Genomic DNA, 25,691 nt, shown 5'->3' with positions numbered 1-25,691 from the left:
TGCGCAACGCCTGCTCTATGTGATGGACCCGATGTGCTCCTGGTGCTGGGGCTTCGCGCCGGTGGCCAACGCGCTGGTCGAGCAGGCGCAAGCAGCGGGGGTGGACGTGCACCTGGTGGTGGGCGGTTTGCGTACCGGCAGTGGTTCCGCGCTGGAGCCGACCACCCGGCGCTACATCCTTGAGCATTGGCAAGCGGTCACCGAAGCCACGGGGCAACCGTTCAAACTGGAAGGTGCGTTGCCCGCCGGGTTCGTCTACGACACCGAACCTGCCTGTCGGGCACTGGTGACCGCGCGCAGCCTGGCGCCGGATTGCGCGTGGAAACTGCTGGGGCTGATTCAGCACGCGTTTTACGCCGAAGGTCGCGACGTCACGCATGCCAGTGTCCTGGTGGAGCTGGCGGAGCAGGCCGGTCTGCCGCGCATCGAGTTCGCCGCCGCGTTCGACCGTGCCGATCAGCACGCCGCGACAGCGGCCGATTTCACCTGGGTCCAGGACCTGGGCATTGCCGGTTTCCCTACCTTGCTGGCTGAGCGTAATGGTCAATTGGCGCTGTTGACCAATGGCTATCAGCCGCTCAGCGTATTGTCACCGTTGCTCGGCCGCTGGCTGGAGCGCGCTGCCTGTGCATGACCAGCCTGACGAAGCCGCAACCGCTACACGTGTCGACCGTCTGAGCTGGGCGGAAATCCGTCGCCTGGCGCTGCATCACAAAAAATCCCTGTGGATCGCCAACGGCGTGGCCGTGTTGGCCACCTTGTGCAGCGTGCCGATTCCCTTGCTCTTGCCGTTGCTGGTGGACGAAGTGCTGCTGGGCCATGGCGACTCTGCGCTGAAGATCATGAACCACGCGCTGCCCGACGGCTGGCAGAAAGCGTCGGGCTATATCGGCCTGATGCTGCTGGTGACCTTGTTGCTGCGTTGTGGCGCCTTGTTGTTCAACGTGGTTCAGGCGAAGTTGTTTGCGGCACTGGCCAAGGACATCGTGTACCGCATTCGCACACGGCTGATCGATCGGCTCAAGCGCATTTCCCTGGGCGAATACGAAAGCCTGGGCAGCGGCACGGTGACCACGCACCTGGTCACCGACCTCGATACTGTGGACAAATTCGTCGGCGAAACCCTCAGCCGTTTCCTGGTCGCCATGCTGACCTTGGTCGGCACCGCGAGCATTCTGATCTGGATGCACTGGAAGCTGGCGCTGCTGATCATGCTGTTCAACCCACTGGTGATCTACGCCACGGTACTGCTGGGCAAACGGGTCAAGCACCTGAAGAAACTCGAGAACGACAGTACCTCGCGCTTTACCCAGGCACTCACCGAAACCCTCGATGCCATTCAGGAAGTGCGTGCCGGCAACCGTCAGGGTTTTTTCCTCGGGCGCCTGGGGCAGCGCGCCCGGGAAGTGCGCGATTACGCGGTGAACTCGCAGTGGAAAACCGATGCTTCGAACCGTGCCAGCGGCTTGCTGTTCCAGTTCGGCATCGATATTTTCCGTGCGGCGGCGATGCTCACCGTGCTGTTTTCCGACCTGTCCATCGGCCAGATGCTCGCGGTGTTCAGCTATCTGTGGTTCATGATCGGTCCGGTGGAACAGCTGCTGAATCTGCAATACGCCTACTATGCCGCCGGCGGCGCGCTGTCGCGGATCAACGAGCTGCTGGCCCGGGCCGATGAACCTGAATACCCGGGCGGAGTGGACCCGTTCCACGGTCGCGAAACCGTGGGCATTGAAGTCCAGGGATTGAGTTTCGGTTACGGCGACGAGTTGGTGTTGAACCAGATGGACCTGTCGATCGCCCCCGGCGAAAAAGTCGCGATCGTCGGCGCCAGCGGTGGTGGCAAAAGCACGCTGGTGCAGTTGCTGCTGGGCCTGTACACGCCGCTCTCCGGGACGATCCGCTTCGGCGGTTCCACCCAGCAAGAGATCGGCCTGGAAACCGTGCGGGAGAACGTCGCCGTGGTCTTGCAACACCCGGCGCTGTTCAACGATACCGTGCGCGCCAACCTGACCATGGGCCGTGAGCGCAGTGACGAAGCCTGTTGGCAAGCGCTGGAAATCGCGCAATTGCACGCCACGATTCGAGAGTTGCCCAATGGCCTGGACAGTATCGTCGGGCGTTCCGGCGTGCGTTTGTCCGGCGGCCAGCGCCAACGCCTGGCCATTGCGCGGATGGTGTTGGCCGAACCCAAGGTAGTGATCCTCGACGAGGCCACTTCGGCACTGGATGCCGCCACCGAATACAACCTTCACCAGGCGCTGGCGCGGTTCCTGAGCAACCGCACCACGCTGATCATTGCGCACCGATTATCGGCGGTGAAACAGGCCGACCGGGTGCTGGTATTCGATGGCGGACAAATTGCCGAGGATGGCGACCATCAGCAACTGATTGCCGAGGGTGGTTTGTACGCCAAGCTTTATGGGCATTTGCAGCAGCATTAGGTCAGTGCCGAGTACCTATATAGGGCGATGTTCAGAGGGTGCCGAGACGGATCCTCCGCTTGCCGGAACCGGGAACGCACCCTAGTCTAGCTGTAGCGATTTCGTCCGGAAGACGATCAAGCAGTGCTAATGCAAGGGATCTCATGAAACAAACGCGGACTCTCGGAACGCCACGGTTGTTGGGCATTGTCTGGCCATTTATCGCCGTTGTGTTATTTCAGGCCCTGTTGGGCGGCGTGAGCCTGTACGTTCTGTCGGCGGTTCGCGGCTACGTTGCCGGTGAAAGCCTGTGGTCCAAAGGCCAGAAAGACGCCATTTATTACCTCAATCTCTACGCCGACAGTCGCGACGAGGCGATTTTCCTCAAATACCAGAACGCCATTGCCGTGCCCCAAGGGGGCCACGAGTTGCGTGTGGCGCTGGATCATCAGCCGCCGAATATCGAAGCCGCGCGCGCGGCGATCCTCAAAGGCGGCAACCACCCGGATGACATCGATAGTGTGATCTGGCTGTACCTGAATTTCCGGCACTTCAGTTACCACGAGAAAGCCATTGACCTCTGGAGGGTGGGGGATGCGTATCTGGTGCAACTCGATGCCATTGCGCGGGAAATGCATCAGCGCGTCACCACCCGCCAGGCCAGCGCTGCCGATATCAAGCGCTGGAAGGAACAGATATTCCTCATCAACGAAAGTGTGACACCGGCGGCGAAGGCCTTCAGCGATGCCTTGGGTGAAGGCTCGCGGAGGATCCTGCGGGTGTTGCTGGTGACCAACCTCGCCACGGCTCTGGGATTGATCCTCCTGGCCTTGATGCGCACGCACAAATTGCTCAAGCAGCGCCATGCCTTCGCCGACGCTTTGCAGTTGGAGAAAGACCGGGCACAAATCACTTTGCAATCGATCGGCGATGGCGTGATCACCACGAATGTCGACGGAGCGATTGCCTACATGAACCCGGCCGCCGAGGCGTTGACGCACTGGAAAGCCGAACAGGCGACGGGTTTGCCGCTGGCGGCGCTGTTCAATCTGTTGGACGAGAACGCTCAGGCCGATGGTTTCACGTTGATCGAGCACATTTTGAGCGGACAGCTGAGCGGTGGCAGCGAACACTCAAAACTGATCCAGCGCCTGGATGGCAGCACCGTTTCGGTGACCTTGGTCGGTGCGCCGATCCGCAACGCTGGCAAGGTCAGCGGCACGGTGTTGGTGCTGCACGACATGACCCAGGAACGGCAATACATTGCCAATCTGTCCTGGCAGGCGACCCATGACGCCTTGACCGGGCTCGCCAACCGCCGTGAGTTTGAGTATCGCCTGGAGCAGGCGCTGCACAACCTGACACGTCAGCCGGGGCGCCATGCGCTGATGTTCCTCGATCTGGATCAGTTCAAACTGGTCAACGATACCTGTGGCCATGCAGCGGGTGATGAATTGCTGCGGCATATCTGCGCTCTGTTGCAGTCCGGTTTGCGCGAAGGCGATACCCTGGCCCGCCTGGGTGGCGATGAGTTTGGCATCCTGCTGGAGAACTGCGCCCCGGAAGCCGCCGAGAAAATCGCCGAGGGCCTGCGTCAGACTGTGCAGAACCTGCACTTCGTCTGGAAAGGCCGACCCTTTGTAACCACGGTGAGCATCGGGCTGGTTCACGTTGCTCAGAATCCGACCACCCTCGAGGCCTCGCTGCGCGCTGCCGACATGGCCTGCTACATGGCCAAGGAAAAGGGGCGCAATCGGGTTCAGGTCTATCACGCCGATGATTCGGAACTGTCCCTGCGCTTCGGCGAGATGGCTTGGGTACAGCGCTTGCACATCGCACTGGAAGAAGACCGTTTCTGTTTGTATGCCCAGGAAATCGCGCCACTTGGTCATGTCGAGAAGGGCGGTGGACATATCGAAATTCTGTTGCGCCTGCATGACGAAGCCGGACGCATGATATTGCCCGACAGTTTTATTCCGGCTGCTGAGCGATATGGTCTGATGACATCCCTTGATCGCTGGGTGGTACAGAACGTATTCAAAATTATTGCCCAATGCATAGCCGAACAGCACAAAGGCCCATTGGCCATGTGTGCGATTAATCTGTCAGGCACAACTATCGGAGATGAGGCGTTTCTGCACTTCCTGCGTGAACAGTTTGTTACTTACTCCATACCGCCTGAAATGATTTGTTTTGAAATCACTGAAACCAGTGCTATTTCAAATCTTGGAAGTGCAATCAGATTTATTAATGAACTCAAAGGCTTAGGTTGCCACTTTTCACTGGATGACTTTTGCGCCGGAATGTCCTCATTCGCATACTTGAAACATTTACCTGTAGACTTCTTGAAGATCGACGGGAGTTTCGTAAAGGATATGTTGGACGACCCGATTAACCGCGCCATGGTCGAAGTGATCAATCACATCGGTCATGTTATGGGTAAGCGTACGATTGCCGAGTTTGTTGAAACACCCCAGATCGAGCAGGCACTGTTGGAGATCGGGGTGGATTACGCTCAAGGGTATGTTATTGAACGCCCGCATTTGTTTACCTGCGACAGTTTACAAAGTCGTCCCGCCAGGCCACAGCCTTTGTTGTTCAAGGCGCCTGGCACGTTCCGTTGAAATCTCTTGCTGATCCTTATAATCACAATCAAAAGGAGCTCGACAGTGATCGACACATTCAACCGAACCGGACCACTCATGGACGCTGCAAGTTATCCCGTCTGGGCTCAACGCCTGATTCAGGATTGCAGCGAGAGCAAACGCCGGGTTGTCGAACACGAACTGTATCAGCGACTGCGTGATAACAAACTCAGTGCAAAGACCATGCGCCATTACCTGATTGGTGGCTGGCCGGTAGTCGAACAGTTCGCGTTATATATGGCACAAAACCTGACCAAGACACGCTTTGCCCGCCATCCAGGTGAAGACATGGCACGTCGCTGGTTGATGCGTAACATACGCGTTGAATTGAACCATGCCGATTACTGGGTGCACTGGAGCCGTGCTCACGGTGTCAGCCTGGAAGATCTGCAAGCGCAAAAAGTTGCCCCTGAACTTCACGCCTTGAGCCATTGGTGCTGGCACACCAGTTCAGCGGATTCACTGATTGTTGCCATTGCCGCCACCAACTACGCCATTGAAGGCGCGACCGGGGAATGGTCGGCGCTGGTCTGTTCCAATGGTATCTACGCGGCCTCTTTCCCGGAGGAAGATCGCAAGCGGGCCATGAAGTGGTTGAAGATGCATGCCCAGTACGACGATGCCCATCCGTGGGAAGCCCTGGAAATCATCTGCACCTTGGCAGGTATGAACCCTAGTAAATCCCTGCAAGTGGAATTGCGTCAGGCCGTGTGCAAGAGCTACGACTACATGTTCCTGTTCCTGGAGCGCTGCATGCAGCTTGAGCATGCGCAAAAGGCACCTGTCGCGCGTGAGCGCATGGAACTGGCCGAGAGCTGATCGGCCGATTCACACCCTTGAAAAAGCCCGCTCCCCCTTGTCTAGGGAGGCGGGCTTTTTTGTATTGGCAGTCAACAACAGTCAGGCGCTGATCTTCAGCCCAACCAGCCCGGAAATGATCAACGCGACACTGGCGAGCCTGAACAACGCCATGGATTCACCGAACAGGATGATCCCGGCAATGACCGTCCCGACCGCACCGACACCCGTCCAGATCGCATAGGCCGTGCCCAGCGGCAATTCCTTCATGGCAAGGCCCAGCAAGCCAAGGCTGATCGCCATGGCGGCAACGGTCAATGCGGTGGGGAGAGGGCGGCTGAAGCCATCGGTGTATTTCAGGCCGACGGCCCAGCCAACTTCGAACAGGCCGGCGAAAAACAGAATGATCCAGGACATGAGAGACCTCCATCGATTGACGGGGTCGTCCCCAGATTAATGACTCGATCGAGCCGCGAGGTCGTCCTCGCGTTTTGCAATAGAGTGCCCATCATTAACCCGGGGATCAAGTTTTCGGATCAGTCGATAGCCTGCTGCGCCGCTGTTTCCCGATCTTCTTTCTCGCTCATCCGGCGGAAATATGTCGAGAGCAGCGCCCCGGAGATGTTGTGCCAGACGCTGAACAACGCACTCGGCACCGCCGCCAGCGGTGAAAAGTGTGCACTGGCCAGCGCTGCACCCAACCCGGAGTTCTGCATGCCGACTTCCAGTGCCAGGGATTTACGCTGGGCCAGTGGCAATTTGAACAACCTTGCGGTGAAGTAACCCAGCAGATAGCCAAAGCTGTTGTGCAGCATCACCACGGCCATGATCAGCAGGCCAGATTCGGCAATCTTCGTCTGGCTGGCGGCCACCACGGCTGTGACGATGATTACGATGCTCACCACCGACACCAGTGGCAACACGTCTACCGCGTGGCGAACCCAATCACCCAGCAGGCGCTGGGCAACCACGCCAAGCACGATCGGCAGCAGCACCACTTGCAGGATCGACCAGAACAGCTCCATGAACGACACCGGCAACCAGGCTGAGGCCAGCAGCCAGATCAGAGCCGGGGTCAAAAGCGGGGCGAGGAGGGTGGTGACAGCGGCAATGGCCACCGACAGCGCCAGATCGCCGCGGGCCAGCCAGGTCATCACGTTCGACGAAGTGCCGCTAGGGCAGCAGCCAACCAGGATGACGCCGACAGCGATCTCCGGCGGCAAGTGGAAAGCCTGGCAAAGCAACCACGCCACACCGGGCATGATCACAAAATGCGCAACCACGCCCAAGGCCACGCGCCATGGATGGCGAGCGACTTCGGCGAAGTCTTCGAGCTTGAGGGTCAGGCCCATGCCGAACATCACCAGGCCCAACAGCGGCACGATTGCGCCCTTCAGGCCGATGAACCAGGACGGTTGCAGGAACGCCACGACGGCGAAAATCAATACCCAGTAAGCGAAGGTGTTGCCGACAAAACGACTCAATGCAGCCAGTGCGCGCATGGCTTGATCCTTGTTCTTTGAGTAACCCATAAAAATGTGGGAGCGAGCCTGCTCGCGATAGCGGTTTCACAGTCAACATACATGTTGATCGTGATGACGCCATCGCGAGCAGGCTCGCTCCCACAGGGATGACCTTTTACCTTTTAGATTCCCTGCGGAGTCTCTTCACCACCCAGCGCTTCAACCATCGATGGCAGGAAGTCGCCGAAGGTCAGCATCATCAGGGTGAAGCTGGCGTCCAGTTGGCCGAGGGCTTCTTCGCCACCGTCCTGTTCCGCCTGGTCTTGCAGCAGGTCTTCGAACTTCAGGCGCTTGACCACCATCTTGTCGTCAAGAACGAAAGACAGCTTGTCCTGCCAGGCCAGCGACAGCTGAGTGACCACTTTGCCGGTGCTCAGATGCAGTTGGATTTCTTCGCTGGTCAGGTCCTGGCGCTTGCAACGCACGATGCCGCCATCTTCATGGGTATCACGCAGCTCGCACTCGTCCAGCACGAAGAAATCGTTCGCGGCTTTCTGGGTGGTGACCCATTCAGTCATGGTCGCGGTAGGAGACATCTTCACGGTCAGCGGACGTACCGGCAGTGTGCCGATGACTTCACGCAGGGTGGACAACAGGTCTTCGGCACGTTTCGGGCTGGCCGAGTTGACCAGGATCAGGCCCTGCTTCGGCGCGATGGCAGCGAAAGTCGACGAACGACGAATAAAAGCCCGCGGCAGGAAGGCCTGGATGATTTCATCCTTGATCTGATCGCGTTCTTTTTTGTAGACCTTGCGCATTTGTTCGGCTTCGATCTCTTCGACCTTTTCCTTTACCGCGTCGCGCACGACGCTGCCCGGCAGAATGCGTTCTTCTTTACGGGCAGCGATCAGCAGGAAGTCGCCGCTGATGTGCACCAGCGGAGCATCTTCGCCCTTGCCGAAGGGCGCGACGAAACCGTAGGTGGTCAACTCCTGGCTTGCACATGGACGCGCCAGTTTGGTGGCCAGTGCAGTTTCCAACGCCTCGGCATCAAAAGGCAGATCTTGGGTCAGGCGATAGATAAGCAGGTTTTTGAACCACATGGGGCGAGTCTCTCCTTTATACAAAGGGGGGCATTATTCTCTTCACAGCGCCATAGGCCAACCCTTCTCTAAGCCTTTGGAAGGCCTGAAAAAATTAATTAAAAAAGTTCTTGCCAGAGATGTGGTCGCTCCGTAGAATGCGCGCCACACCGAAAGTGAAGGGTGATTAGCTCAGCTGGGAGAGCGTCTGCCTTACAAGCAGAATGTCGGCGGTTCGATCCCGTCATCACCCACCACTTACTTTCAACGCTACGCGCAGCGGTAGTTCAGTCGGTTAGAATACCGGCCTGTCACGCCGGGGGTCGCGGGTTCGAGTCCCGTCCGCTGCGCCATATTCGGTCACCTGGAACGCTGAACGCCAGGTCACCACAGAAAGCCCGCTTAATGCGGGCTTTTTGCTTTCTGGGGTTTGGTGAAGTCCTTCACAGCGTGTCGTGGATATAACTATGTAGTGCCTGCAAGGCACGCAGCTTTCGGACAATGGACAGCGTTCTCCATGACCAATACCTGTCATGGAGCAAGTTCATTGCCTACCGAGAGGCTGTAATCATGAAGTCCACCCCTCCTGAAGTTGTTGTTTCGTCCTCCACTCCCGACTCGTTCCTTCCGAATCCGGTTTTCGTAACCTGCGATGACGCCGCTGCTTTTTTGCACGAGTCGTTGAAAGGTCAACAAGGCGTCGAGTTCTCAGGACTCATGCTCAAAAACGAGGAAGGTCACTTTCTTTGCGCCACCGAGGTGATGCACGGCGAAGAAAGTGCTGATACACAAAAAGAACCCAAATTTCCGTTAGTCGTATCCGTAAGTGCAAATGGTGCGCTGGAGGTTCCGGCCGGATACACCCTCCAGGCGCGCTTGCTTTCCCATGTCGACATGGTCAGAGGTCTGGAGGAAAGCAACGTAGAGTGGATCCAGCGAAAGCTGTTCTTTTCAGTTTCCGATCTTTTCGAAGTAATGACCCGGCGTCGAAAATTTTCCAGATGTTACGTATCTGGAAGTGGCGGTCTGCTTTCTTACACCTCAAAAGACACAGAGTTCGAGCAGGAGTTGTCACGCCAGCTTGGAAGAAAGCCCGATGGCAGGCTTCAATCCTTCGAGAGCTTGTATGAACGAGGTGAAGTGCCAGGCAGCATTCTGGTTTTGTTGGCTGTAGCCGCCGGGGAGGTGGTCACAGTGGTACCAGGCAGTCTTTGGAGGAAAAGGGGCGAGCTGAAAGCCAGTTGGCGGAAAGACATGCTGCAGCAAAATCCGCCGATCAGGCGGATGCCGGTTTGTGGGCCAATCCTTAAGGATGCCAGGGAAGTTGCCCGGTATCTTCATACGAAAATGCAAACGTTATCGTCCACGCAGCAGCAGGTGGGCATCGTACTCAAGCATAAAACGCAGGAAGTTTTTGTCGTCACCCTCCCTATTGCATGTGATTACGCCTCGTTCAATCGGGAAGCTCTCTTCCCAAAGGATCGCCACGGTAATCCAATCCTCCCGGAAACATTTCGGGTTCACGGTTTCTACCACTCGGTGAACCCTCTCCCGACAAATCGACTGCCCCCCACAGACGTCGAGCTTTATAAAAACTTCTTCTCTCCCGCGGACCTGCGGGTCGGCCTGAACCGGGTTGTCATGGCACCTCATCATCGCTTGTTTTTGTGCACGCCCGATGGGGCGGTACTGCGTTTTGCCAAGCCTGAGTCCGAGAAACTAATAGAACTGATGGCGAAGCTGGACCTGTATACCAATGGACAACAAGACATTGAGCAGAGCATAACGACGGGAGCGCTGCGTCCGAGGGCGTACGTTGATTTGGTGGCGGCTGCCGGGGCCTTGGGTGTCCTTTATACGAGTAAAGTCTGGCCGCAAGCCGGTAAGGTTACTGTCTCCACGACCGTCGTCTCCGTCGACCCGGAGGCGCCGCAATGATTACTCACTATTACGGCTGTGGCGGTAGTCGCTGACTGCTTCATACACGGCTTTGCGTAACCGGTTGATGCCGCCAATGGGGCGATGAGCCTCAAGGCCAAACCACGGGTTGAACGACTGGTTATCGCATTGCATGTTCAGCGCAGGTGTATCGAAGTCCTGGGCGGGTACTTTGATCCGCGCCACGGTCTCGAACGGAGCATCGCGTTGCTGCCACTCAATACTGGTGTCTTCGATCGGCATGTATTTGGTCGGATCCTGGCGCTGTATCTGCAGTACGAAACAGGCTGGCACCCGGTCGGTCGTCAGCTGCTGGTTCAGCGCAGTACGCAGGAAGTTCGGCAGGTTCTGATTTTGCGTGGGCAGCGTGTAGACCGGGCAGCTATCAGGATCCGGGGCCACGCGGAATTTAGCGTTGGCTTCACCGAACTTGTACGGCGAAACCGAAAAGTAAGTGGTCTGCGTCGGGCTTGCCGGGGCAGGGGAGAGCGTCGCCAACGCGATAAACAGATGGCGGACTTGCCACGTGCGCGGGTCCCAACCCGGGAAGAACGCCATCGCCTTTTTGCCATCAGCCTGAGCCGCCACATTCTGACGATACTCAGCGACATCGCTGACAAAGAAGTTCGGATGGTTGAACATCACGAAGTCCTGTTCACTGTGCCCTTGGCGATCGCTCAGCAACTGTTTGCCAGGCACATCGAGCAATTTGATTGCCATGCCCCGGGCATCGCGGATGCTGTCGAATTGCGGATACGCATTGCCGTTGGACAGCCGTATCGTCGCTTGCCAGGTTTTACCGGGTTCGTTGAATACCCCCTGACGCAGTTCGCCCGCCAGATCCGGCAGCACCTGAACCTCGGCCTTCACGCAGCCATGGGCCTTGGCATGGGCGTCGCGCAGGTAGCGGGTGTTTTCACGGTGCTGATCGACGATGCGTACGGCCGTCTGGATGATGTCTCGGGTCATCGCTGATTCACCATCGGGAATCAGTTCTTCAGCCGAGACAGGGCCGCGGTGCTGCCAGGCGAACCACGCGGCGGCAAGTGCCCAGGCGAGCAATCCCAAGCCCAGCAACCACAGCAGGGTTTTGCCGAGAAAGGTGCCAAAACGCATCCAGAGTCTGCTCATGGCAATTGTGCCTCTAATGGGCCGCCCAACACTTTCAGATACTCCAGCAGCGCCCAGCGCTCTTCCGGTTGCAGCAGGCGACCGATGACGCCGTTACCACGCTTGCCTGCGCGGAATTCGTGGCCACTGTTGTGATTGCCGGTGATGCGTGTGTCGAACATGAAGCCATTGGTGAAGGCCTCGGTGCGATAGCCGAGGTGCCGGGGGTCGTACTCGAAGGTGCCTTTGTAGAAGGTGGTTGCGCGTTCATCCTGGGGTGAGAGCAACTGATAAAGGCTCGGCACCGAACCGTTATGCAGAAACGGTGCGGTTGCCCAGACTCCCGCCAATGGTCGCGCCTTGTAGGCGCGCAATTCGCGCACGCCAATCGGCAGGCCGAAACCATCCATGTCCGGTCGTTCGGCCGCAGGAATGTTTGCGTCACGGTAGGCCCGGTTTCCGACGAAAGCGGTGACGTAGGCCAACCCCTTAGCCGATGAGAGCTTGCTCAAATCCAGCGATTCAGTGGGCGTCGGCTGCAATTGCACATCCAGTTGCGCCAACTCTGCCGGGTCCCATTGCAAGGCGCTGAGGTCGAAGCGATGGTCGGCAATGTTGTTGGCCGCGCCCGGGTCGGTGCCGATGAACTCCACGGGCAGCATTTTCAAATGTTGCACCCAGCGCCCGTCACTTTGGACCGTTCGAGGTACATGGCAGCCGGCGCAGTTCTCGGTGAATAACTCACGACCCTTTGCGGCCTGGGTTTTGTCGATGGCGCCCAGCAGTGCTTCCGGCCAGGCCGGTGGTTTGAGCCGTTGCAGGGTTTGTTCGATCAGGTGCAGATCGCGCAAGCGGACACTGGACGGATAACGGTCGTCTCCTTTAAGCGGCTGGCCGTCAGCGTCGAAGAAACTCAGCGTGGCGCCCACTCCCAGGGCCTCGCCGATGTTACGGGCCATCGGTTGCTGCGCCGAACCGTTCCACTGCACCCAGTCGAAGGTCCACATGTCCCACAGTTGCGGATAGTCGACCGGAGCGTTGGCCACACGGTAGTTGGCGGGGGAAATCGCATCGCCGAAACTGGCGTTGGCAATGCGCCCGAAAGCGTCGGTGCGACCGGGGCCTTCTTCGGTGGGATAGAGCCCGCGATGGGTGTCGTTCCAGGCCACTTTCAAGAAGGTGTCGAGAGAGACTTTGAAGTCTTTGCGCAGTTGTTGATGCCGGGCATCGTAGTCCTGGCCCAATACGTTGCGAGCGAAACGCTCGAATTTCCATGGGTTGTAATAAGTCGACGTCAGGCTCGCTACCAGCGCTTGTCCGAAACTACCGCCGCGCAATGTAGGAACGCTGGAGGGCAGAACGTGCTGTGCCGAACCGCCATCGATGCGCACGGCCTGGCCGTTAAAGCGCAGTTCCCCGGTGTGGCAGGCAGCGCAGGTAATGTCCAGAAACTCGTCCTGGCTTCCAGGGTTCTGATGCCGGGCAAAACCCACGGGCAGATTGCCAGGGTTGTTCAATGTGGGTTTCTGGCTGGGGTCGATCAGGAAGCCAAAGCGGGCGAGGTATTCGGGGGCGGCGAATCGCTGTTGCGAGAACGGTAATTCGAGGGCCTTGAACCAGTCATAGCGCAAGCCTTTGACCTGAGTGCCCTGGGGCGTGAAGTAATAAGTCTCGCGATCGCTGGCGCTCCATTGCTCCAGATAATGCACTTGCTGCGCGGGGGACCAGGCCGGCAGTTTCGGGTTGGCGACGTAGTACAGAACCACAGCGAGGCCCAGCCCCAGCAGGACTGCGAACAGAACCAGCAAGCGAAAGAAGGGGCGCAAGATGAACATCCTTGTTGATTTGAAGCTCCCTTATGCCTCAGCAACTGAAGTGCGGCAAGAGGCCATTACGCCAGATGCGGGGGTTCTGCTATCGGTTCTTGCGAGCGCAAGATGACAGAACCTTCATCCGCCCATTCCCCAAATGCGTTAAAACACCTGAACTTATCAGAAGTTTCCTGCTCTCATGCCGGTAGCCATTGGTCGTGGCGGCCTGATAAGCTCGCGGCTTTACTCGATTGCCCTTTAGGCGCATGAACAAGGAAATAGCATGAAACAGCATCGGTTGGCGGCGGCGGTGGCCCTGGTTGGCCTGGTACTTGCGGGTTGTGATTCGCAGACCAGCGTAGAGCTGAAAACCCCGGCGCAAAAAGCTTCCTACGGGATTGGCCTGAACATGGGCAAGAGCCTGGCTCAGGAAGGCATGGATGATCTGGACTCCAAAGCCGTAGCCCAGGGCATTGAAGATGCCGTCGGCAAGAAAGAACAGAAGCTGAAGGATGACGAACTGGTCGAAGCCTTCGCTGCGCTGCAAAAGCGTGCTGAAGAGCGTATGGCCAAAATGAGCGAAGAGTCGGCAGCTGCCGGCAAGAAATTCCTCGAAGACAACGCCAAGAAAGCCGGTGTAACCACCACCGCTTCGGGCCTGCAGTATGAAGTGGTCAAGAAAGCCGATGGCGCACAGCCTAAGCCGACTGACGTAGTGACCGTTCACTACACCGGCACCCTGACCAATGGCACCGTTTTCGACAGTTCCGTCGAGCGTGGCAGCCCGATCGATCTGCCGGTCAGCGGTGTGATTCCGGGTTGGGTCGAAGGCCTGCAACTGATGCACGTTGGCGAGAAGTACAAACTGTACATCCCTAGCGAACTGGCTTACGGCGCCCAAAGCCCAAGCCCGGCGATTCCAGCCAATTCGGTGCTGGTATTCGACCTGGAACTGCTGGCAATCAAGGATCCGGCAAAACAAGACGCTCCTGCCAAGTAACAGCGTCTGCTTTAAAAACAACGCCTCGCTTATGCGGGGCGTTGTTGCATCTGGCGTTCGGCGAAGGTAAACAAAGCGAACGGATGCTATAGGCTGGAGTCTTAGCCATTGAGGGCGCCCGCGCTAGCCGCGCCAAAGCGCCAAGTCAATGAAATCTTGGGTTTTTTTATGTGAGTAAAAAACGCCCGATCTGAGTCAGGCCCTTATAAATCGGGGCTTTCAGCCATGAAATGCAGCTCTGTTCACAAGGTTATCCACAATTTGTGTGGATAACATTTCAGCGGGAGAAATGATGAAAACGCCCTGGAATTTCGCTCGTTTCCTGCCTTTGGCTGGACGCCTGCTCGCGCGCGGACGTTTGCCGACCTTGCTCTTCGCCGTAGCCAGCAAAGGTGCCAGCCAAGGTAATCGGCTGGGCAAGATCAAGGATGATCTACGCCTGTTGCAGGCACTCTGCCTGGCTTACTGGCGCGGCGAGTATCGGTCCATCAGCCCGAAAGCGCTGATATCGGTGGTGGCAGGCCTGATGTATTTCCTCAGTCCGCTGGATGCCTTGCCGGACTTCATTCCAGTGTTCGGCATGCTCGATGACATTGCCGTGCTGGCTTGGCTGATGAAGGTTCTCGACGATGAACTCAACGCCTTCCGCGCCTGGCGCAAGCGTCAGTTACCGGAAAAGCTTGCGGTGGTCGAACGCCTGCCCGATACGCCGGAGCAACTTCAACTTCAGGGTCCGAAAAAAAACTGAACTGATTCAGTCTCATCCATTGATACCCCCGCGACCTTGGCCGCTGTTAGGATTACACTTCTAGGGAAAAGTGCCGACTCGCTAAGTGTTGTTGTCCTACGGGGTAGTCATGGATATTCAGATAATTACACGCGAAGGAGAGCCCGAGTATGCGGTTCTTCCATGGGCTCAGTATCAGGCTCTACTGAAAGCAGCAGGCATCAATGAACAACCGCCTCGGGTCGCCCCAGAGCGTCCGGCGGCAACACCAGACCAGATTCTTCCGGGGCTGGATCAATTACGCAGTTTGCGCGAAGGGAAGGGCATCGCCATCGAGGCGTTGGCCCGCACGGTAGGCATCAGCCCGTCTTATCTGGCCTTGATCGAAAGTGGCGAGCGTCTACCCGACGCTGCGATTCGCCGCAGCCTGGCCTGGGAATTGACGGTGCCAGGGTGGAGGGATGAATCGTGAGCGTACGCATCAGTCGTCAACATTGGGACGGGTTGCTAGGCGAACTGGATCAGGCACGGCGCCAGCGTCATCTTCTGACATACCGGGCGTTACTTGAACGTTTGCAATTACCCACACCGGCCATGCAAACCTTGACCGCCGCCCTTGAGCACTTGGCCGCGCTGGACGCCAAGGCCGAGCAGCCATTGCGCAGTTCGCTGGTGATCAGCCAGGGCGCCAGCCGCCTGCCGCGCACCGGATTCTTTGAATGTGTCGAGCGTCTGGGGCGTTTCTCCGGGCCGTCCGACGGGGTGGCCGCAGCGTCCTGGCATGCCTCGGAAGTGGTGCGGGTGTTCGAATACGAGTACCCGGAATCGGCGGAGGCCTGAGTGTTTTTAAAACTCAAGGCGCTGGCCAGCTACTGGCTGGCTCGCCGCTTGTTTCACTGGTCATGGTTTGTGCGTCAGCCGCGTGGCTGGAGCTGGCTCGAAGGCCAGTTCGCACGCATGGCGAACCTGGGTGATGTTGGCGCCCAGAGCTTCTATGGCCACATCCTGACCTTTCGCGGCGTGGGCCTTGGGGCTCGTGAGGAAGGTGTTCGATTGCTGCGCCTGGCGGCGTTGGCGGGGGATGGCAAAGCAGCGTATCAGGTGGGTGTGATCAGCCTGGCGGGAACGCCGAGCAAGGCACCGGATGCGGTTGAAGCTGCGCGGTTTTGGGAGATCGCCGCCAAAGCAGGGCATCCGTTGGCCGAACTTAAACTGAAAGAGTTGGCGGCTCGCGGTTCCGAGGCACCGCCCTCGATCTGAGTTGGCAGATCAATCACCGCTGCCCGACGAGCAATTCTTCTTCGGCTGCTGGCACCCCCAGACTATCGATCACATGCACGCTATACCCCGGCATATTCTTCGCGTGATGCTTGGCCTGCGATGCCATCTCCGCCAACTGGCTTGCATCGAGTTGTCCACAGGCCTGTGGATGTAAATGCACCACGCCAATCGACAGTGACAACAACGCAAACTCCTGGCGCACACCCTGACGGTTTGGCGCGATGAAGCAGCCGGCTTCCAGGTGTTCACTGCGATAAAAGCGTCGGCATTGGCTCTGGAAGTCGTCCAGTAACTGGTTCAAGCGTTTGCGCCAGTCTTCCGGGCCGAGTACCAGCAGGAAGTCATCGCCGCCGATATGGCCGACAAAGTCGCGGGAAGGGTCGACGCGATCATTCAGGCATTGCGCCAGGCACAGCAGGACTTCATCCCCACGGCCGTAGCCATAGATGTCGTTGAAGGGTTTGAAACTGTCGATGTCGACGTAGCAAATCACCGACTCCCGTTGCTGTTGCAGCAGTCGCGACAGGCATTGCTGGATCGGCACGTTGCCCGGCAGCAGGGTCAGCGGGTTGGCGTAACGGGCTTGCTGGATCTTCAGTTCGGTAATCAGCTTGAGTACGTCGATCACCCGGCCCAGTCCCAGGTAACCACCGTTGAAGGTGATGATGAAGTCTTCTTCGATGCGCTGTCGCGCGCGGCTGGTGATCAGGCGACTCACTTGTTGCAACGACTGACTCATCTCAACGGCGAGGAAGTCATCACTCATTAAGCGGCTGATCGGTTTGCGGGCGAACAGGTCGGTGGCAAAAGGCTTGAGCAGTGCATCGGAGAGCGAATGCCGGTGGACGATGCCACAGGGCTGGCCTTGCTCGTCGAGCACCGCCAGGGAGTTCAGGTTGGCCTGGCGACGAAAGGCTTCCAGGACGGTGGCGGTCGGGGTATCGCGACCCACTGCCGGTTGGTCGTTAAGCAAAGCGCTAAGGTCACTGACTTCATCATTCAACGCTATCGCTGTGCTTTCCCGTTTGGGCATCAGGGCTCGGGCATCACGAGGCGGATGTTCCTGAGGCCGGCAGAGCAGATAACCCTGGACCAGATCAACGCCCATCTCGGTCAGCACCGCGAGCTCTTCTGGCAGCTCGATACCTTCGGCGATCACTTGCGCCCGCGAGGCCTTGGCAATTTGCAGGATTGAGCCGACAAATTCGCGCTTGAGGGCATCCTGGTGAATGCCGTCGATGAAATGTCGATCAATCTTCACGTAGTCCGGACGCAATTCAGACCACAGTCTCAAACTCGAATAGCCTGCGCCCAGATCATCCAGAGCTATGGAAAAACCCATCGCTCGATAGTGATGCAGAGCGGTTTGCAACAGCTCGAAATCGTCGGTCGGGGTCTGTTCGGTCAGTTCGATTACCACCTGACTCGGCGGTATGCCGAAATCCTGCAGCAGTTGCAGGGTGCGCCCGGGTTGGTGGGCGGCTTCGAGCAGGGATTCAGGGGAAACGTTGAGGAACAGTTTGCCGGGTAGTTGCTGCTCATTGAAACGTCGGCAGGCGCTTTGACGGCAAGCGATTTCCAGCTCGCTCAGCCGGCCTGCCTGACGGGCAACGGCGAACAGTGCGAGGGGAGAGTGCAGCGGACTGTTGGAGGGGCCGCGACTGAGGGCTTCGTAACCGACAATACGTCGCTCGGAGAGGGAAATGATCGGCTGGAACAAGCTGTGCAAACCGCTTTGAGTCAGTATGAAACTCAAGGCACTCAGCTGTTCTGTGGTGGTCATGGCTTTCTCTGGCGATAAAAAAAGGACCGGGAGCACTCTCTTCGATGAAGAGGGGCTCCCAGTCCTTTATTTCACGACAGAATGATGACTGTTTGATGACGCTCCGGGGAGCGTCAGCATTAAATTGCCATCATCTTGCGTGTAACCATTTAGTGCTTGGCTACTGCGGTATTGAGTTTCAAATAGTCCAACAGAATCCGCCCGGTCTCGCTCAGGTAGGCATCGTCTTCTGGTTTGGTCTTGTCTGTCTCGGCCGCAATTGCGTCTTCGTCTTCTTTCTTCAGCTCTTTGAGCGGCTCTTCACCCTTGGCCTTGCGACGGATATTTTCCATGGCAAGTTGCTTGGCTTCGATATCGGCGTGTTGTGCACGACGATCAGCTTCATTGAGACTGACGGTTTTTTCCGTCATCAGTTTTTGCGCCAGGGCCAGCTTGTCGCGGATGAATACGAACTCCGCGTCCTTGGCCGAGCGTACGTCATGCTCGGACTTGAGCTGCGAAATGTACGGCTTGAACGGGTCGACCGCAGGCTTGATGGCCGCGCGGATGGTGTCCCACGGCATGGCTTCAGGCAGTGCGCTTTCACCGATTTCCTTGGTGTCGATGATCGACGGGTAATCGATGTCCGGCAGTACGCCCTGATGCTGGGTGCTCTGGCCGGAAACCCGGTAGAACTTGGCCAGCGTCAGTTTCAGTTCGCCATGGTTCAGCGGCTGAATGGTTTGCACGGTGCCTTTACCGAAGGTCTGGCCGCCGATGATCAAGGCGCGGTGGTAGTCCTGCATGGCGCCGGCAAAAATTTCCGAAGCCGACGCAGACAAGCGGTTGACCAGCAACGCCATCGGCCCTTTGTAGAAGGCTCCCGGGTTTTCATCTTCCAGCACATCGACCCGGCCATCGGCATTACGCACGAGAACGGTCGGGCCTTTGTCGATGAACAGACTGGTAAGCTCGGTGGCTTCCTGCAAGGAACCGCCGCCGTTGTTGCGCAGATCGATGACCACGCCGTCGACCTTGTCTTTCTGCAACTCGGTCAGCAGTTTCTTGACGTCGCGAGTGGTGCTCTTGTAATCCGGATCGCCAGCACGGAATGCTTTGAAGTCCAGGTAGAAGGCCGGGATCTCAATGACGCCGAGCTTGTAGTCCTTGCCGTCCTGTTTCAGATTGAGAACCGACTTCTTCACGGCCTGGTCTTCAAGCTTCACCGCTTCGCGGGTAATCGGGACGATCTTGCTGGTCTGGTCGTTCGGCGCATTGCTGGCGGGGATCACTTCCAGGCGCACCACGGTGCCTTTTGGCCCACGGATCAACTTGACCACTTCGTCCAGGCGCCAGCCGACCACGTCGACCATTTCCTTGTTGCCCTGGGCAACGCCGATGATCTTGTCGGCCGGTGCGACCTGTTTGGTCTTGTCGGCCGGGCCGGCAGGCACCAGACGCACGACTTTCACCTGGTCGTTGTCACTCTGCAACACGGCGCCAATGCCCTCGAGGGACAGGCTCATGTTGATGTCGAAGTTTTCCGCGTTATCCGGTGACAGATAGTTGGTATGCGGGTCGTAGGACATGGCGAAGGTATTGATGTACGCCTGGAAGATATCTTCCGCACGGGTCTGGTCCAGGCGCGCCAATTGATTCTTGTAGCGCTTGGTCAGGGTTTCCTGAATCTGCTTGGAATCCTTGCCCGCGATCTTCTGCCGCAAGACTTCGTCCTTGACGCGTTTGCGCCACAGGTCGTCGAGTTCTGCGGTGTTCTTGAGCCATGGGGCGTCCTTGCGATCGACCTGCAAGGTTTCCTTGGCGTTGAAGTCGATCTTGTCGACGCCTTTGTTCAACTCGGCAAGGGCGAAGTCCAGACGCGCCTTGACGCGGTCCAGGTAGCGCTTGTAGATGGTGAACCCGGCGTTCAGGTCGCCGCTTTTGAGGAAATCGTCAAACTGGGTTTTCCACCTGTCGAATTCGGCAATATCGCTGGCCATGAAGTAGCTGCGCGACGGATCCAGCAGTTTGATATAGCTGTCATAGATGATCACGGAGCGCGCGTCATCGAGCGGCGGCTTGCTGTAGTGATGGCGCTTTAGCAACTCGACGACGTTCAGGCTGGCGATCACTTCGTCACGATCAGGCTGAAGCTTGTCCCAGCTGTTGGCTGCAAACGAATGGGTCGACATCGGCAGCAGACCGATACCAATGAACAGGGCTAGGGCGGTGCTGGGGAAAAAATGCTTCATGCTGATTCGACGCGGGGACAATTGATCACGCATATTAGGCCGTCTTTGAAGTCGCCGGTACCACTAGTCTCTGTATGGAAACTGCCTGTTAGCTTTCGTACAGACCCCAGGGCCGGTCGCATAATGCAAGAAAGCCCGGCGCTACAGCTACGGGCTCAGTCCAGACTCACTATGGAGGCACTGTGAAAGCATTGCAAGGCGTTGAAGGTCGAGTGGAGTGGCTTGAAGAGCCCAGTCCTACATGCGATGTAGGACAAGTTCGGATTCGAGTGGCGGCAGCGGGTCTCAATCGCGCCGATTTGTTACAGAAAGCGGGCCTTTATCCGCCACCGCCGGGAGCCAGTCAGGTACTGGGTCTTGAGTGTTCGGGGGTGATCAGCGAGGTGGGGCCGGGCTCGTCCTGGCAGGTCGGGGATCGGGTTTGCGCCTTGCTGGCCGGGGGCGGGATGGCCGAGGAGGTAGTTGTCGACGGACGGCATGTGTTGCCGGTTCCCGAAGGTTTGTCCCTGGCTGAGGCGGCAGCGCTGCCCGAAGTGTATGCGACCGTTTGGCTGAATTTGTTTCAACTGGCTGCGCTCAAGCCGGGTGAGAAAGTTCTCCTGCACGCCGGCGCAAGTGGAATCGGTTCAGCTGCCATTCAGCTGTGCAAGGCGTTTGGTAACCCGTGCTGGGTCAGCGTCGGTTCCGCCGAGCGTTTGGCTTACTGCGAAGCGTTGGGCGCTCAAGGTGGGGTCGTGCGCAACGGCGATCTGGATAGCTTGAGCGACCTGGGGCCGTTCGATGTGATTCTCGACCCGGTGGGCGGCAGCTACGCCGCGTTGAATCTGAAACTGGTGGCGCTCGATGGTCGTTGGGTGCTGATCGGCCTGATGGGCGGTCGTGAGGCGCAGCTGGATCTGGCACAGGTACTGGCCAAGCGCGTGCAACTGCTGGGTTCGACCTTGCGCAGTCGTGACGAACAGTTCAAGGCGGATCTGTTCAGCGATCTCGGCCAACATGTCTGGCCGCTGTTTGCCGAAGGGCGTTTGAGCCCGCAATTGGCCAAGACCTTCCCGATCAAGGACGCCGAAGCGGCGTTTGCGGAGTTGGCGACTAACAAGGTGTCGGGAAAGTTGGTGTTGGTGATCGACGAAAGCCTGGTTTGATTGATCGTTCCCACGCTCTGCGTGGGAATGCAGCCCGGGACGCTCCGCGTCCCAGGCGGACGCAGAGCGTCCATTGAGGCATTCCCACGCAGAGCGTGGGAACGATCAGGCGAGGAGGTTACTTCCAGGTATGAATTGGCCAGCCGGCTTTTTCTGCGTGCTCAAGCAGCACCGGATCGGGATTTACCACGTGTGGGAAATCCACCTTCAGCAGCAACGGCAAATCATTGCGTGAGTCGGAGTAGAAGCTCGCGCCCTCGAGGTTTTCCTCTTGCGCATCCAGCCACTCCAGCAATCGCGTGATTTTGCCTTCGCGGTAGGTCAGCGTGCCAACGGTGTTGCCGCTATACACCCCATGTGCCACTTCCAGTTCAATGCCGAGAATCTCGTCAATGCCCAAACGATCGGCAATCGGCCTGACCAGGTGCGTGCCCGACGCCGAAATCACCAAAATCCGGTCGCCGGCCTTGCGATGGGCGGCAATGGCTTTGGTGGCGTCACTGAAAATGATCGGCTCGATGAAGTCTTCCACCCAAGGCCCTACCAAATGGTCGACCTCTTCGGGGGTGCGCCCGATCATCGGCTCCAGGCTGAAGGTCATGTACTCCTCCATCCGTAGTTTGCCGTGGCTGTAGGCGTCCATCAGTTCATTGTTCTGACGCATGAACGACTCGGGATCGACCCAGCCCAGGCGACCCATTTGTTCGCTCCAGAGGGTGGCGCAGTCGCCGTGGATCAGGGTTTCGTCCAAATCAAAAATTGCCAGGGCCATCAGTGCGGTTCTCTCTTCAACATCAGCAAAGTCATCAGGCTACCTCACACAGGGCCGTCGGATCGATGGAAAGCGCCAGACGCTGACCATCGGGATGCAGATCGGCCGCCGAGCGGTTCAGCACATCCACCACCAATTCCACCCCCCGGGCTTCGACCCGGTAGCGAATCACGTTGCCCAACAGGCTGTGGCTGCGGATTTGTGCGTCGAGTTCGCCATTCAGGCTCAGTTCGATGGCTTCCGGGCGAATCGCGATGCGGTGTGTAATCGGTCGCTGCAGCAGTTTTGTGGCGCTGTCGGCGTCCAGCAGGTTGTAGTTGCCGATGAAACCTGCGGCAAAGAGATCGATGGGGGCGGTGTAAAGGGTCTGGGCGTCGCCGCTTTGTACGATCTTTCCCTGATTCATCAAGAAAATCCGGTCGGACATGGTCAGGGCTTCTTCCTGATCGTGAGTGACGAAGATCGTGGTCAAGCCGAGTTCGCGCTGGATCTGACGGATCTGTTCGCGCAAGTGCTTGCGAATCCGTGCATCCAGGGCCGACAGCGGTTCATCCAACAGCAACAGGCGAGGCCGGGTCACCAACGAGCGGGCGAGGGCGACTCGCTGGCATTGACCGCCGGACAGTTGATGCGGATAACGCGCGGCGAAGTCATTGAGTTCCACCAGTTTCAGTACTTCGGCAACACGCCTATGGCTGTCGTCGGCGTTGACCTTCTGCATGCGCAAACCAAAGGCGACGTTCTGCTCGACAGTCATATTCGGAAACAGCGCGTAGCTCTGGAACACCATGCCAATCCCGCGTTTTTGCGGGCTCAACGGCACGAGGTCCTGGCCATCGAGCAGGATTTTGCCGCCATCCACCGAGGTCAGCCCGGCGATGCAGCGTAGCAGTGTGGACTTGCCGCAACCGGACGGGCCGAGGAGGGTGACGAACTCACCCTTCTGGATTTCACAGTTGATGTCGCTGAACACCGTGGTGCCCGCGTAGCTTTTCAGTAGGTGTTGGACGCTGACGAAGCTCATTGGCTTTTGTCCTTGTTCAAAATATTGGCCGCCCAGGTCAGAACCAGCACAAAGAAGAAATAGGAAATCACCAGCGCACTGGTGAAGTGGCCGCTGCTGTTGCGCATGTTGTTGAGGTAGACCTGCAGGGTTTCGAAGCGGGTCCCGACGAGGATGTTGGCGAACACGAACTCACCGAACAGGAACGAGAACGACAGCAGCAACGCCACCATCAAACCTTTGCGCAAGTTTGGCAGCACCACCAGGAACGCCGCTTGCCAGGTGCTGGCACCGAGCAACTGAGCGGAGTCCATCAGGTCGCGCAGATTGATCGCCTGCAGGTTATTGGTGATTGCCCGGTACATGAACGGCAGCGCCACGGTGAAGTAGCAGCCGATCAGAATCCACGGCGTCCCGACCATCGCGAATGGCCCGGAACCGTAAAGCTGCAACAGTCCCACCGACGACACCACCGGCGGCACCGCGAAGGGCAGCAGGATCAGGATGTTCATCAGGGCATCGAGTTTCGGGAAGTGGTAATGCACCACAAACAGCAGCGGCAGAATCAGCACCACGGACAGAATCAGCGAGCCGACGCAGACCAGCAGCGATTGGCCGAACGAATGGAGAAAGCGCGGATCGCTCCACAGCTCCAAGTACCATTTAACGGTAAAGCCACTGGGCAGAATGGTCGCTGACCAACTGCTGGAGATCGAGTAAATCAGCGTCCCGAGTAACGGCAGCAGCAGGATGGCAAATAGCAAATACACCACCACCCGGTGATAGATCCCGACGGGGCCCAGTTCAGCGCGAGACATGGTAGCTCCTCTTCAACAGCAACTGATGCACGATGGTCACCAGGGTCATCAATGCCACCAGTACCACGGCCAGAGCACTGGCCAGGTTCGGGTCCAGGGAAATGTCGCCGGAAACCATCGCCGCGATGCGGATCGGCAGCACGTTGAAGTTGCCGGTGGTCAGTGCGTACACCGTCGCGTAGGCGCCCAAGGCGTTGGCCAACAGGATCACAAACGTACCGAGCAGCGCCGGGGTCAGCACGGGCAAACCGATGTGCCGCCAGAACTGCCAGCCATTGGCGCCGAGCAACTCGGCGGATTCGCGCCAGTCTTCGCGCAGGGCATCAAAGGCCGGGTAGAGCAGCAGCACGCCGAGCGGAATCTGGAAGTAGGTGTAGAGAATGATCAGCCCGGTTTTCGAATACAGGTTGAAGTCCTGAATGATCCCGGCCTGCTTGAGCATGATGGTGAAGCTGCCGTTGAAGCCCAGCAGGATGATGAACGCGAAGGCCAAAGGCACGCCGGCGAAGTTGCTGGTCATGTTGGCGAAGGCGTTGACGAAGTTGCGCAGTTTCGAGTCGACCCGGCGCAGGGAATAGGCGCCGAGCACCGCGATGATGATCCCGAACACGCTGGACCAGAAACTGATCTCGAGGCTGAACTGGATCGCCTGCAGATAGAACTTCGAATTGAAGATCCTGGTGAAGTTAGCAATGCCCCAGCCGAATTCTTCCGATTGCAGGCTGTTGATCATCACCCAGGTCAGCGGGGCGATCTGGAATACGATAAAGAACAATGCGAAAGGCACCAGACACAAGGCTGCCAGCCATTTTCCGCGGGTCATGGTGTTCACTTGAGCAGCTCCCGGCACACAGGTTTGTCATGGGGCACGCCCAGCAGTTCACAGACAGTGCCGCAGATTTCAGTCTGTTTCGGTGCGGCGTTGGCATTGAAGCTGAAAGCATCGCCGAGGACGAACAGCGGTACTTCGCGTTCTTCCTGCAGCAGGCCGTTGTGGGAACGATCGTTGTTCATGCCATGGTCGGCGGTCACCAGCACCTGATACCCGGCGTCGAGCCAGGTTTGCAGGTAATCGGCCAGAATTATGTCGGCCGAACGGGCGCTGTTGCGGTACTGCGGGGTGTCGAGACCGTGCTTGTGCCCGGCGTCGTCAATGTTCATGGGATGGATCAGTAAAAAATTCGGCGCATGACGCAGGCGCAGGTTTTCGGCGTCGGCGAACAGGTGCGAGTCCGGGTAGTGATCGTTCCAGTAGAAATGACCGTGCTGGATCGGCAGGTCCAGGTCGTCGGTGTGACGATCCCGCGCAGCCACGAACGGCGAACGGTTATACAGCTCACTGACCCAGTGATAGGCCGCGGCGGCGGTGACAAGGCCGGCATCGCTGGCGTAGTGATAGATGCTGCGCTGGTTCGACAGGCGCGAGACGTTGTTGTGAACGATGCCACTGTCGATCGGGGTGACACCGGTCAGGATGCACTCGTAAAGCGGTCGGGACAGCGCCGGCAATTCGCACTCCAGTTTGTAGAGTGCCGCGCGTCCTGCGCCGACATAAGCCTGCAGGTGCCCCATGGCGTGACGGGCGACCTCGTAATTGAGGCCGTCGAGCACGACAAGGATGACGTTGTGCTTCATAGGGGCTGGAACTCCGCAAAACAGAT

The 25,691-nt window shown here is 58.1% G+C and carries 23 protein-coding genes and 2 tRNA genes; 13 read left to right on the top strand and 12 right to left on the bottom strand.

Annotation, left to right across the window (positions count from 1 at the left end; genetic code table 11):
- The first annotated feature begins 31 nt into the window (after window positions 1–31).
- The 4 genes from AC3WP4_RS10390 (at window position 32) to AC3WP4_RS10375 (ending at window position 5,887) form a co-directional block, all read left to right on the top strand.
- Window positions 32–634: a DsbA family protein gene (locus AC3WP4_RS10390; protein WP_173860450.1), complete on the top strand. Its 603-nt coding sequence runs from the start codon at window positions 32–34 to the stop codon at window positions 632–634.
- Window positions 627–2,444: an ABC transporter ATP-binding protein gene (locus AC3WP4_RS10385; RefSeq protein WP_102614807.1), complete on the top strand. Its 1,818-nt coding sequence runs from the start codon at window positions 627–629 to the stop codon at window positions 2,442–2,444. Before AC3WP4_RS10390 ends, AC3WP4_RS10385 begins: the two co-directional genes overlap by 8 nt.
- Window positions 2,445–2,587: 143 nt before the next feature.
- Window positions 2,588–5,047 (top strand): EAL domain-containing protein, encoded by a 2,460-nt coding sequence (locus tag AC3WP4_RS10380; RefSeq protein WP_074878874.1) that lies wholly within the window; start codon window positions 2,588–2,590, stop codon window positions 5,045–5,047.
- Between the two features lie 78 nt (window positions 5,048–5,125).
- Window positions 5,126–5,887 (top strand): iron-containing redox enzyme family protein, encoded by a 762-nt coding sequence (locus AC3WP4_RS10375; protein WP_219732291.1) that lies wholly within the window; start codon window positions 5,126–5,128, stop codon window positions 5,885–5,887.
- Window positions 5,888–5,968: 81 nt separating this feature from the next.
- Here the strand turns inward: AC3WP4_RS10375 and sugE are convergent, their stop codons facing one another.
- The 3 genes from sugE to rdgC form a co-directional block, all read right to left on the bottom strand.
- Window positions 5,969–6,283 (bottom strand): quaternary ammonium compound efflux SMR transporter SugE, encoded by a 315-nt coding sequence (gene sugE, locus AC3WP4_RS10370; RefSeq protein WP_008151200.1) that lies wholly within the window; start codon window positions 6,281–6,283, stop codon window positions 5,969–5,971.
- Between the two features lie 119 nt (window positions 6,284–6,402).
- Window positions 6,403–7,368 carry a bile acid:sodium symporter family protein gene (locus AC3WP4_RS10365; protein ID WP_102614805.1) on the bottom strand — a complete coding sequence of 322 codons (966 nt, stop codon included), beginning with the start codon at window positions 7,366–7,368 and terminating at the stop codon, window positions 6,403–6,405.
- 143 nt (window positions 7,369–7,511) lie between these two features.
- Window positions 7,512–8,432, bottom strand: coding sequence for a recombination-associated protein RdgC (gene rdgC, locus AC3WP4_RS10360; protein WP_074878865.1), 921 nt, complete (start codon window positions 8,430–8,432; stop codon window positions 7,512–7,514).
- Window positions 8,433–8,592: 160 nt separating this feature from the next.
- Here rdgC and AC3WP4_RS10355 point away from each other — a divergent pair.
- From AC3WP4_RS10355 to AC3WP4_RS10345, 3 genes are all read left to right on the top strand, one after another.
- Window positions 8,593–8,668 (top strand) — tRNA-Val (locus tag AC3WP4_RS10355).
- 19 nt (window positions 8,669–8,687) lie between these two features.
- Window positions 8,688–8,764: transfer RNA gene (locus AC3WP4_RS10350), tRNA-Asp, on the top strand.
- 217 nt (window positions 8,765–8,981) lie between these two features.
- Entirely contained in the window at window positions 8,982–10,349 is a 1,368-nt protein-coding gene (locus AC3WP4_RS10345; protein ID WP_146011595.1) for a hypothetical protein, read from the top strand.
- Here AC3WP4_RS10345 and AC3WP4_RS10340 read toward each other — a convergent pair whose 3' ends face one another.
- Together AC3WP4_RS10340 and AC3WP4_RS10335 are read right to left on the bottom strand one after the other, a co-directional pair.
- The gene (locus AC3WP4_RS10340) at window positions 10,350–11,480 is read right to left on the bottom strand and encodes a catalase family protein (protein WP_102614803.1); all 1,131 of its coding nucleotides are present in this window, start codon (window positions 11,478–11,480) and stop codon (window positions 10,350–10,352) included.
- Window positions 11,477–13,285 (bottom strand): di-heme-cytochrome C peroxidase, encoded by a 1,809-nt coding sequence (locus tag AC3WP4_RS10335; protein ID WP_102614856.1) that lies wholly within the window; start codon window positions 13,283–13,285, stop codon window positions 11,477–11,479. Before AC3WP4_RS10335 ends, AC3WP4_RS10340 begins: the two co-directional genes overlap by 4 nt.
- Before the next feature lie 268 nt (window positions 13,286–13,553).
- Here AC3WP4_RS10335 and bamJ point away from each other — a divergent pair, with 268 nt between their 5' ends.
- From bamJ to AC3WP4_RS10310, 5 genes are all read left to right on the top strand, one after another.
- Window positions 13,554–14,270, top strand: a complete 717-nt coding sequence (gene bamJ, locus AC3WP4_RS10330; RefSeq protein ID WP_074878858.1) for a BamJ family beta-barrel-assembly machinery protein — start codon at window positions 13,554–13,556, stop codon at window positions 14,268–14,270.
- 292 nt (window positions 14,271–14,562) lie between these two features.
- Entirely contained in the window at window positions 14,563–15,018 is a 456-nt protein-coding gene (locus AC3WP4_RS10325; protein WP_074878857.1) for a YkvA family protein, read from the top strand.
- Between the two features lie 109 nt (window positions 15,019–15,127).
- The gene (locus AC3WP4_RS10320; RefSeq protein ID WP_074880824.1) at window positions 15,128–15,469 is read left to right on the top strand and encodes a helix-turn-helix domain-containing protein; all 342 of its coding nucleotides are present in this window, start codon (window positions 15,128–15,130) and stop codon (window positions 15,467–15,469) included.
- Window positions 15,466–15,837, top strand: a complete 372-nt coding sequence (locus AC3WP4_RS10315; RefSeq protein ID WP_003223109.1) for a hypothetical protein — start codon at window positions 15,466–15,468, stop codon at window positions 15,835–15,837. Before AC3WP4_RS10320 ends, AC3WP4_RS10315 begins: the two co-directional genes overlap by 4 nt.
- Entirely contained in the window at window positions 15,838–16,257 is a 420-nt protein-coding gene (locus AC3WP4_RS10310; protein ID WP_102614802.1) for an SEL1-like repeat protein, read from the top strand.
- Window positions 16,258–16,270: 13 nt separating this feature from the next.
- Here the strand turns inward: AC3WP4_RS10310 and AC3WP4_RS10305 are convergent, their stop codons facing one another.
- On the bottom strand, window positions 16,271–18,061 hold the full coding sequence (locus tag AC3WP4_RS10305; protein WP_102614801.1) for a bifunctional diguanylate cyclase/phosphodiesterase: 1,791 nt from the start codon (window positions 18,059–18,061) through the stop codon (window positions 16,271–16,273).
- 149 nt (window positions 18,062–18,210) lie between these two features.
- A complete protein-coding gene (locus tag AC3WP4_RS10300; RefSeq protein WP_162493960.1) occupies window positions 18,211–20,292 on the bottom strand; it encodes a carboxy terminal-processing peptidase in 2,082 nt (693 codons plus the stop codon).
- Window positions 20,293–20,474: 182 nt separating this feature from the next.
- Between AC3WP4_RS10300 and AC3WP4_RS10295 the strand changes: the two genes are divergently transcribed.
- The gene (locus AC3WP4_RS10295) at window positions 20,475–21,437 is read left to right on the top strand and encodes a zinc-binding dehydrogenase (protein WP_074878849.1); all 963 of its coding nucleotides are present in this window, start codon (window positions 20,475–20,477) and stop codon (window positions 21,435–21,437) included.
- Between the two features lie 118 nt (window positions 21,438–21,555).
- On the opposite strand, the gene AC3WP4_RS10290 is transcribed toward AC3WP4_RS10295, so the two are convergent.
- From AC3WP4_RS10290 to AC3WP4_RS10270, 5 genes are read right to left on the bottom strand one after another with little or no spacing between them, the layout of a single operon-like run.
- Window positions 21,556–22,209, bottom strand: a complete 654-nt coding sequence (locus tag AC3WP4_RS10290) for an HAD family hydrolase (protein ID WP_074878847.1) — start codon at window positions 22,207–22,209, stop codon at window positions 21,556–21,558.
- A 34-nt stretch (window positions 22,210–22,243) separates the two neighbouring features.
- Window positions 22,244–23,233, bottom strand: a complete 990-nt coding sequence (locus AC3WP4_RS10285) for an ABC transporter ATP-binding protein (protein ID WP_074878845.1) — start codon at window positions 23,231–23,233, stop codon at window positions 22,244–22,246.
- On the bottom strand, window positions 23,230–24,030 hold the full coding sequence (locus AC3WP4_RS10280) for an ABC transporter permease (protein ID WP_074878843.1): 801 nt from the start codon (window positions 24,028–24,030) through the stop codon (window positions 23,230–23,232). The genes AC3WP4_RS10285 and AC3WP4_RS10280 overlap by 4 nt, the downstream gene beginning before the upstream one ends.
- The gene (locus AC3WP4_RS10275; protein WP_173860451.1) at window positions 24,017–24,853 is read right to left on the bottom strand and encodes an ABC transporter permease; all 837 of its coding nucleotides are present in this window, start codon (window positions 24,851–24,853) and stop codon (window positions 24,017–24,019) included. Before AC3WP4_RS10275 ends, AC3WP4_RS10280 begins: the two co-directional genes overlap by 14 nt.
- Before the next feature lie 5 nt (window positions 24,854–24,858).
- Window positions 24,859–25,665, bottom strand: coding sequence for an alkaline phosphatase family protein (locus AC3WP4_RS10270; protein WP_074878838.1), 807 nt, complete (start codon window positions 25,663–25,665; stop codon window positions 24,859–24,861).
- Window positions 25,666–25,691: the final 26 nt, after the last annotated feature.

The organism is Pseudomonas sp. FW305-20, assembly GCF_058788075.1.
The sequence above is the reverse complement of the archived record's forward strand: the minus strand, read 5'-3'. Positions and strand labels throughout refer to the sequence as shown.

What these genes read in the sequence shown, in the direction of transcription:
- bamJ (WP_074878858.1), top strand. Translation starts at nt 13,554, where the DNA reads ATGAAACAGCATCGGTTGGCGGCGGCGGTGGCCCTGGTTGGCCTGGTA.
- AC3WP4_RS10345 (WP_146011595.1), top strand. Translation starts at nt 8,982, where the DNA reads ATGAAGTCCACCCCTCCTGAAGTTGTTGTTTCGTCCTCCACTCCCGAC.
- AC3WP4_RS10285 (WP_074878845.1), bottom strand. Translation starts at nt 23,233, where the DNA reads ATGAGCTTCGTCAGCGTCCAACACCTACTGAAAAGCTACGCGGGCACC.
- AC3WP4_RS10280 (WP_074878843.1), bottom strand. Translation starts at nt 24,030, where the DNA reads ATGTCTCGCGCTGAACTGGGCCCCGTCGGGATCTATCACCGGGTGGTG.
- rdgC (WP_074878865.1), bottom strand. Translation starts at nt 8,432, where the DNA reads ATGTGGTTCAAAAACCTGCTTATCTATCGCCTGACCCAAGATCTGCCT.
- AC3WP4_RS10390 (WP_173860450.1), top strand. Translation starts at nt 32, where the DNA reads ATGTGCTCCTGGTGCTGGGGCTTCGCGCCGGTGGCCAACGCGCTGGTC.
- AC3WP4_RS10320 (WP_074880824.1), top strand. Translation starts at nt 15,128, where the DNA reads ATGGATATTCAGATAATTACACGCGAAGGAGAGCCCGAGTATGCGGTT.
- AC3WP4_RS10380 (WP_074878874.1), top strand. Translation starts at nt 2,588, where the DNA reads ATGAAACAAACGCGGACTCTCGGAACGCCACGGTTGTTGGGCATTGTC.
- AC3WP4_RS10275 (WP_173860451.1), bottom strand. Translation starts at nt 24,853, where the DNA reads ATGACCCGCGGAAAATGGCTGGCAGCCTTGTGTCTGGTGCCTTTCGCA.
- AC3WP4_RS10365 (WP_102614805.1), bottom strand. Translation starts at nt 7,368, where the DNA reads ATGCGCGCACTGGCTGCATTGAGTCGTTTTGTCGGCAACACCTTCGCT.
- AC3WP4_RS10305 (WP_102614801.1), bottom strand. Translation starts at nt 18,061, where the DNA reads ATGACCACCACAGAACAGCTGAGTGCCTTGAGTTTCATACTGACTCAA.
- AC3WP4_RS10375 (WP_219732291.1), top strand. Translation starts at nt 5,126, where the DNA reads ATGGACGCTGCAAGTTATCCCGTCTGGGCTCAACGCCTGATTCAGGAT.
- sugE (WP_008151200.1), bottom strand. Translation starts at nt 6,283, where the DNA reads ATGTCCTGGATCATTCTGTTTTTCGCCGGCCTGTTCGAAGTTGGCTGG.
- AC3WP4_RS10290 (WP_074878847.1), bottom strand. Translation starts at nt 22,209, where the DNA reads ATGGCCCTGGCAATTTTTGATTTGGACGAAACCCTGATCCACGGCGAC.
- AC3WP4_RS10340 (WP_102614803.1), bottom strand. Translation starts at nt 11,480, where the DNA reads ATGAGCAGACTCTGGATGCGTTTTGGCACCTTTCTCGGCAAAACCCTG.
- AC3WP4_RS10270 (WP_074878838.1), bottom strand. Translation starts at nt 25,665, where the DNA reads ATGAAGCACAACGTCATCCTTGTCGTGCTCGACGGCCTCAATTACGAG.
- AC3WP4_RS10300 (WP_162493960.1), bottom strand. Translation starts at nt 20,292, where the DNA reads ATGAAGCATTTTTTCCCCAGCACCGCCCTAGCCCTGTTCATTGGTATC.
- AC3WP4_RS10325 (WP_074878857.1), top strand. Translation starts at nt 14,563, where the DNA reads ATGAAAACGCCCTGGAATTTCGCTCGTTTCCTGCCTTTGGCTGGACGC.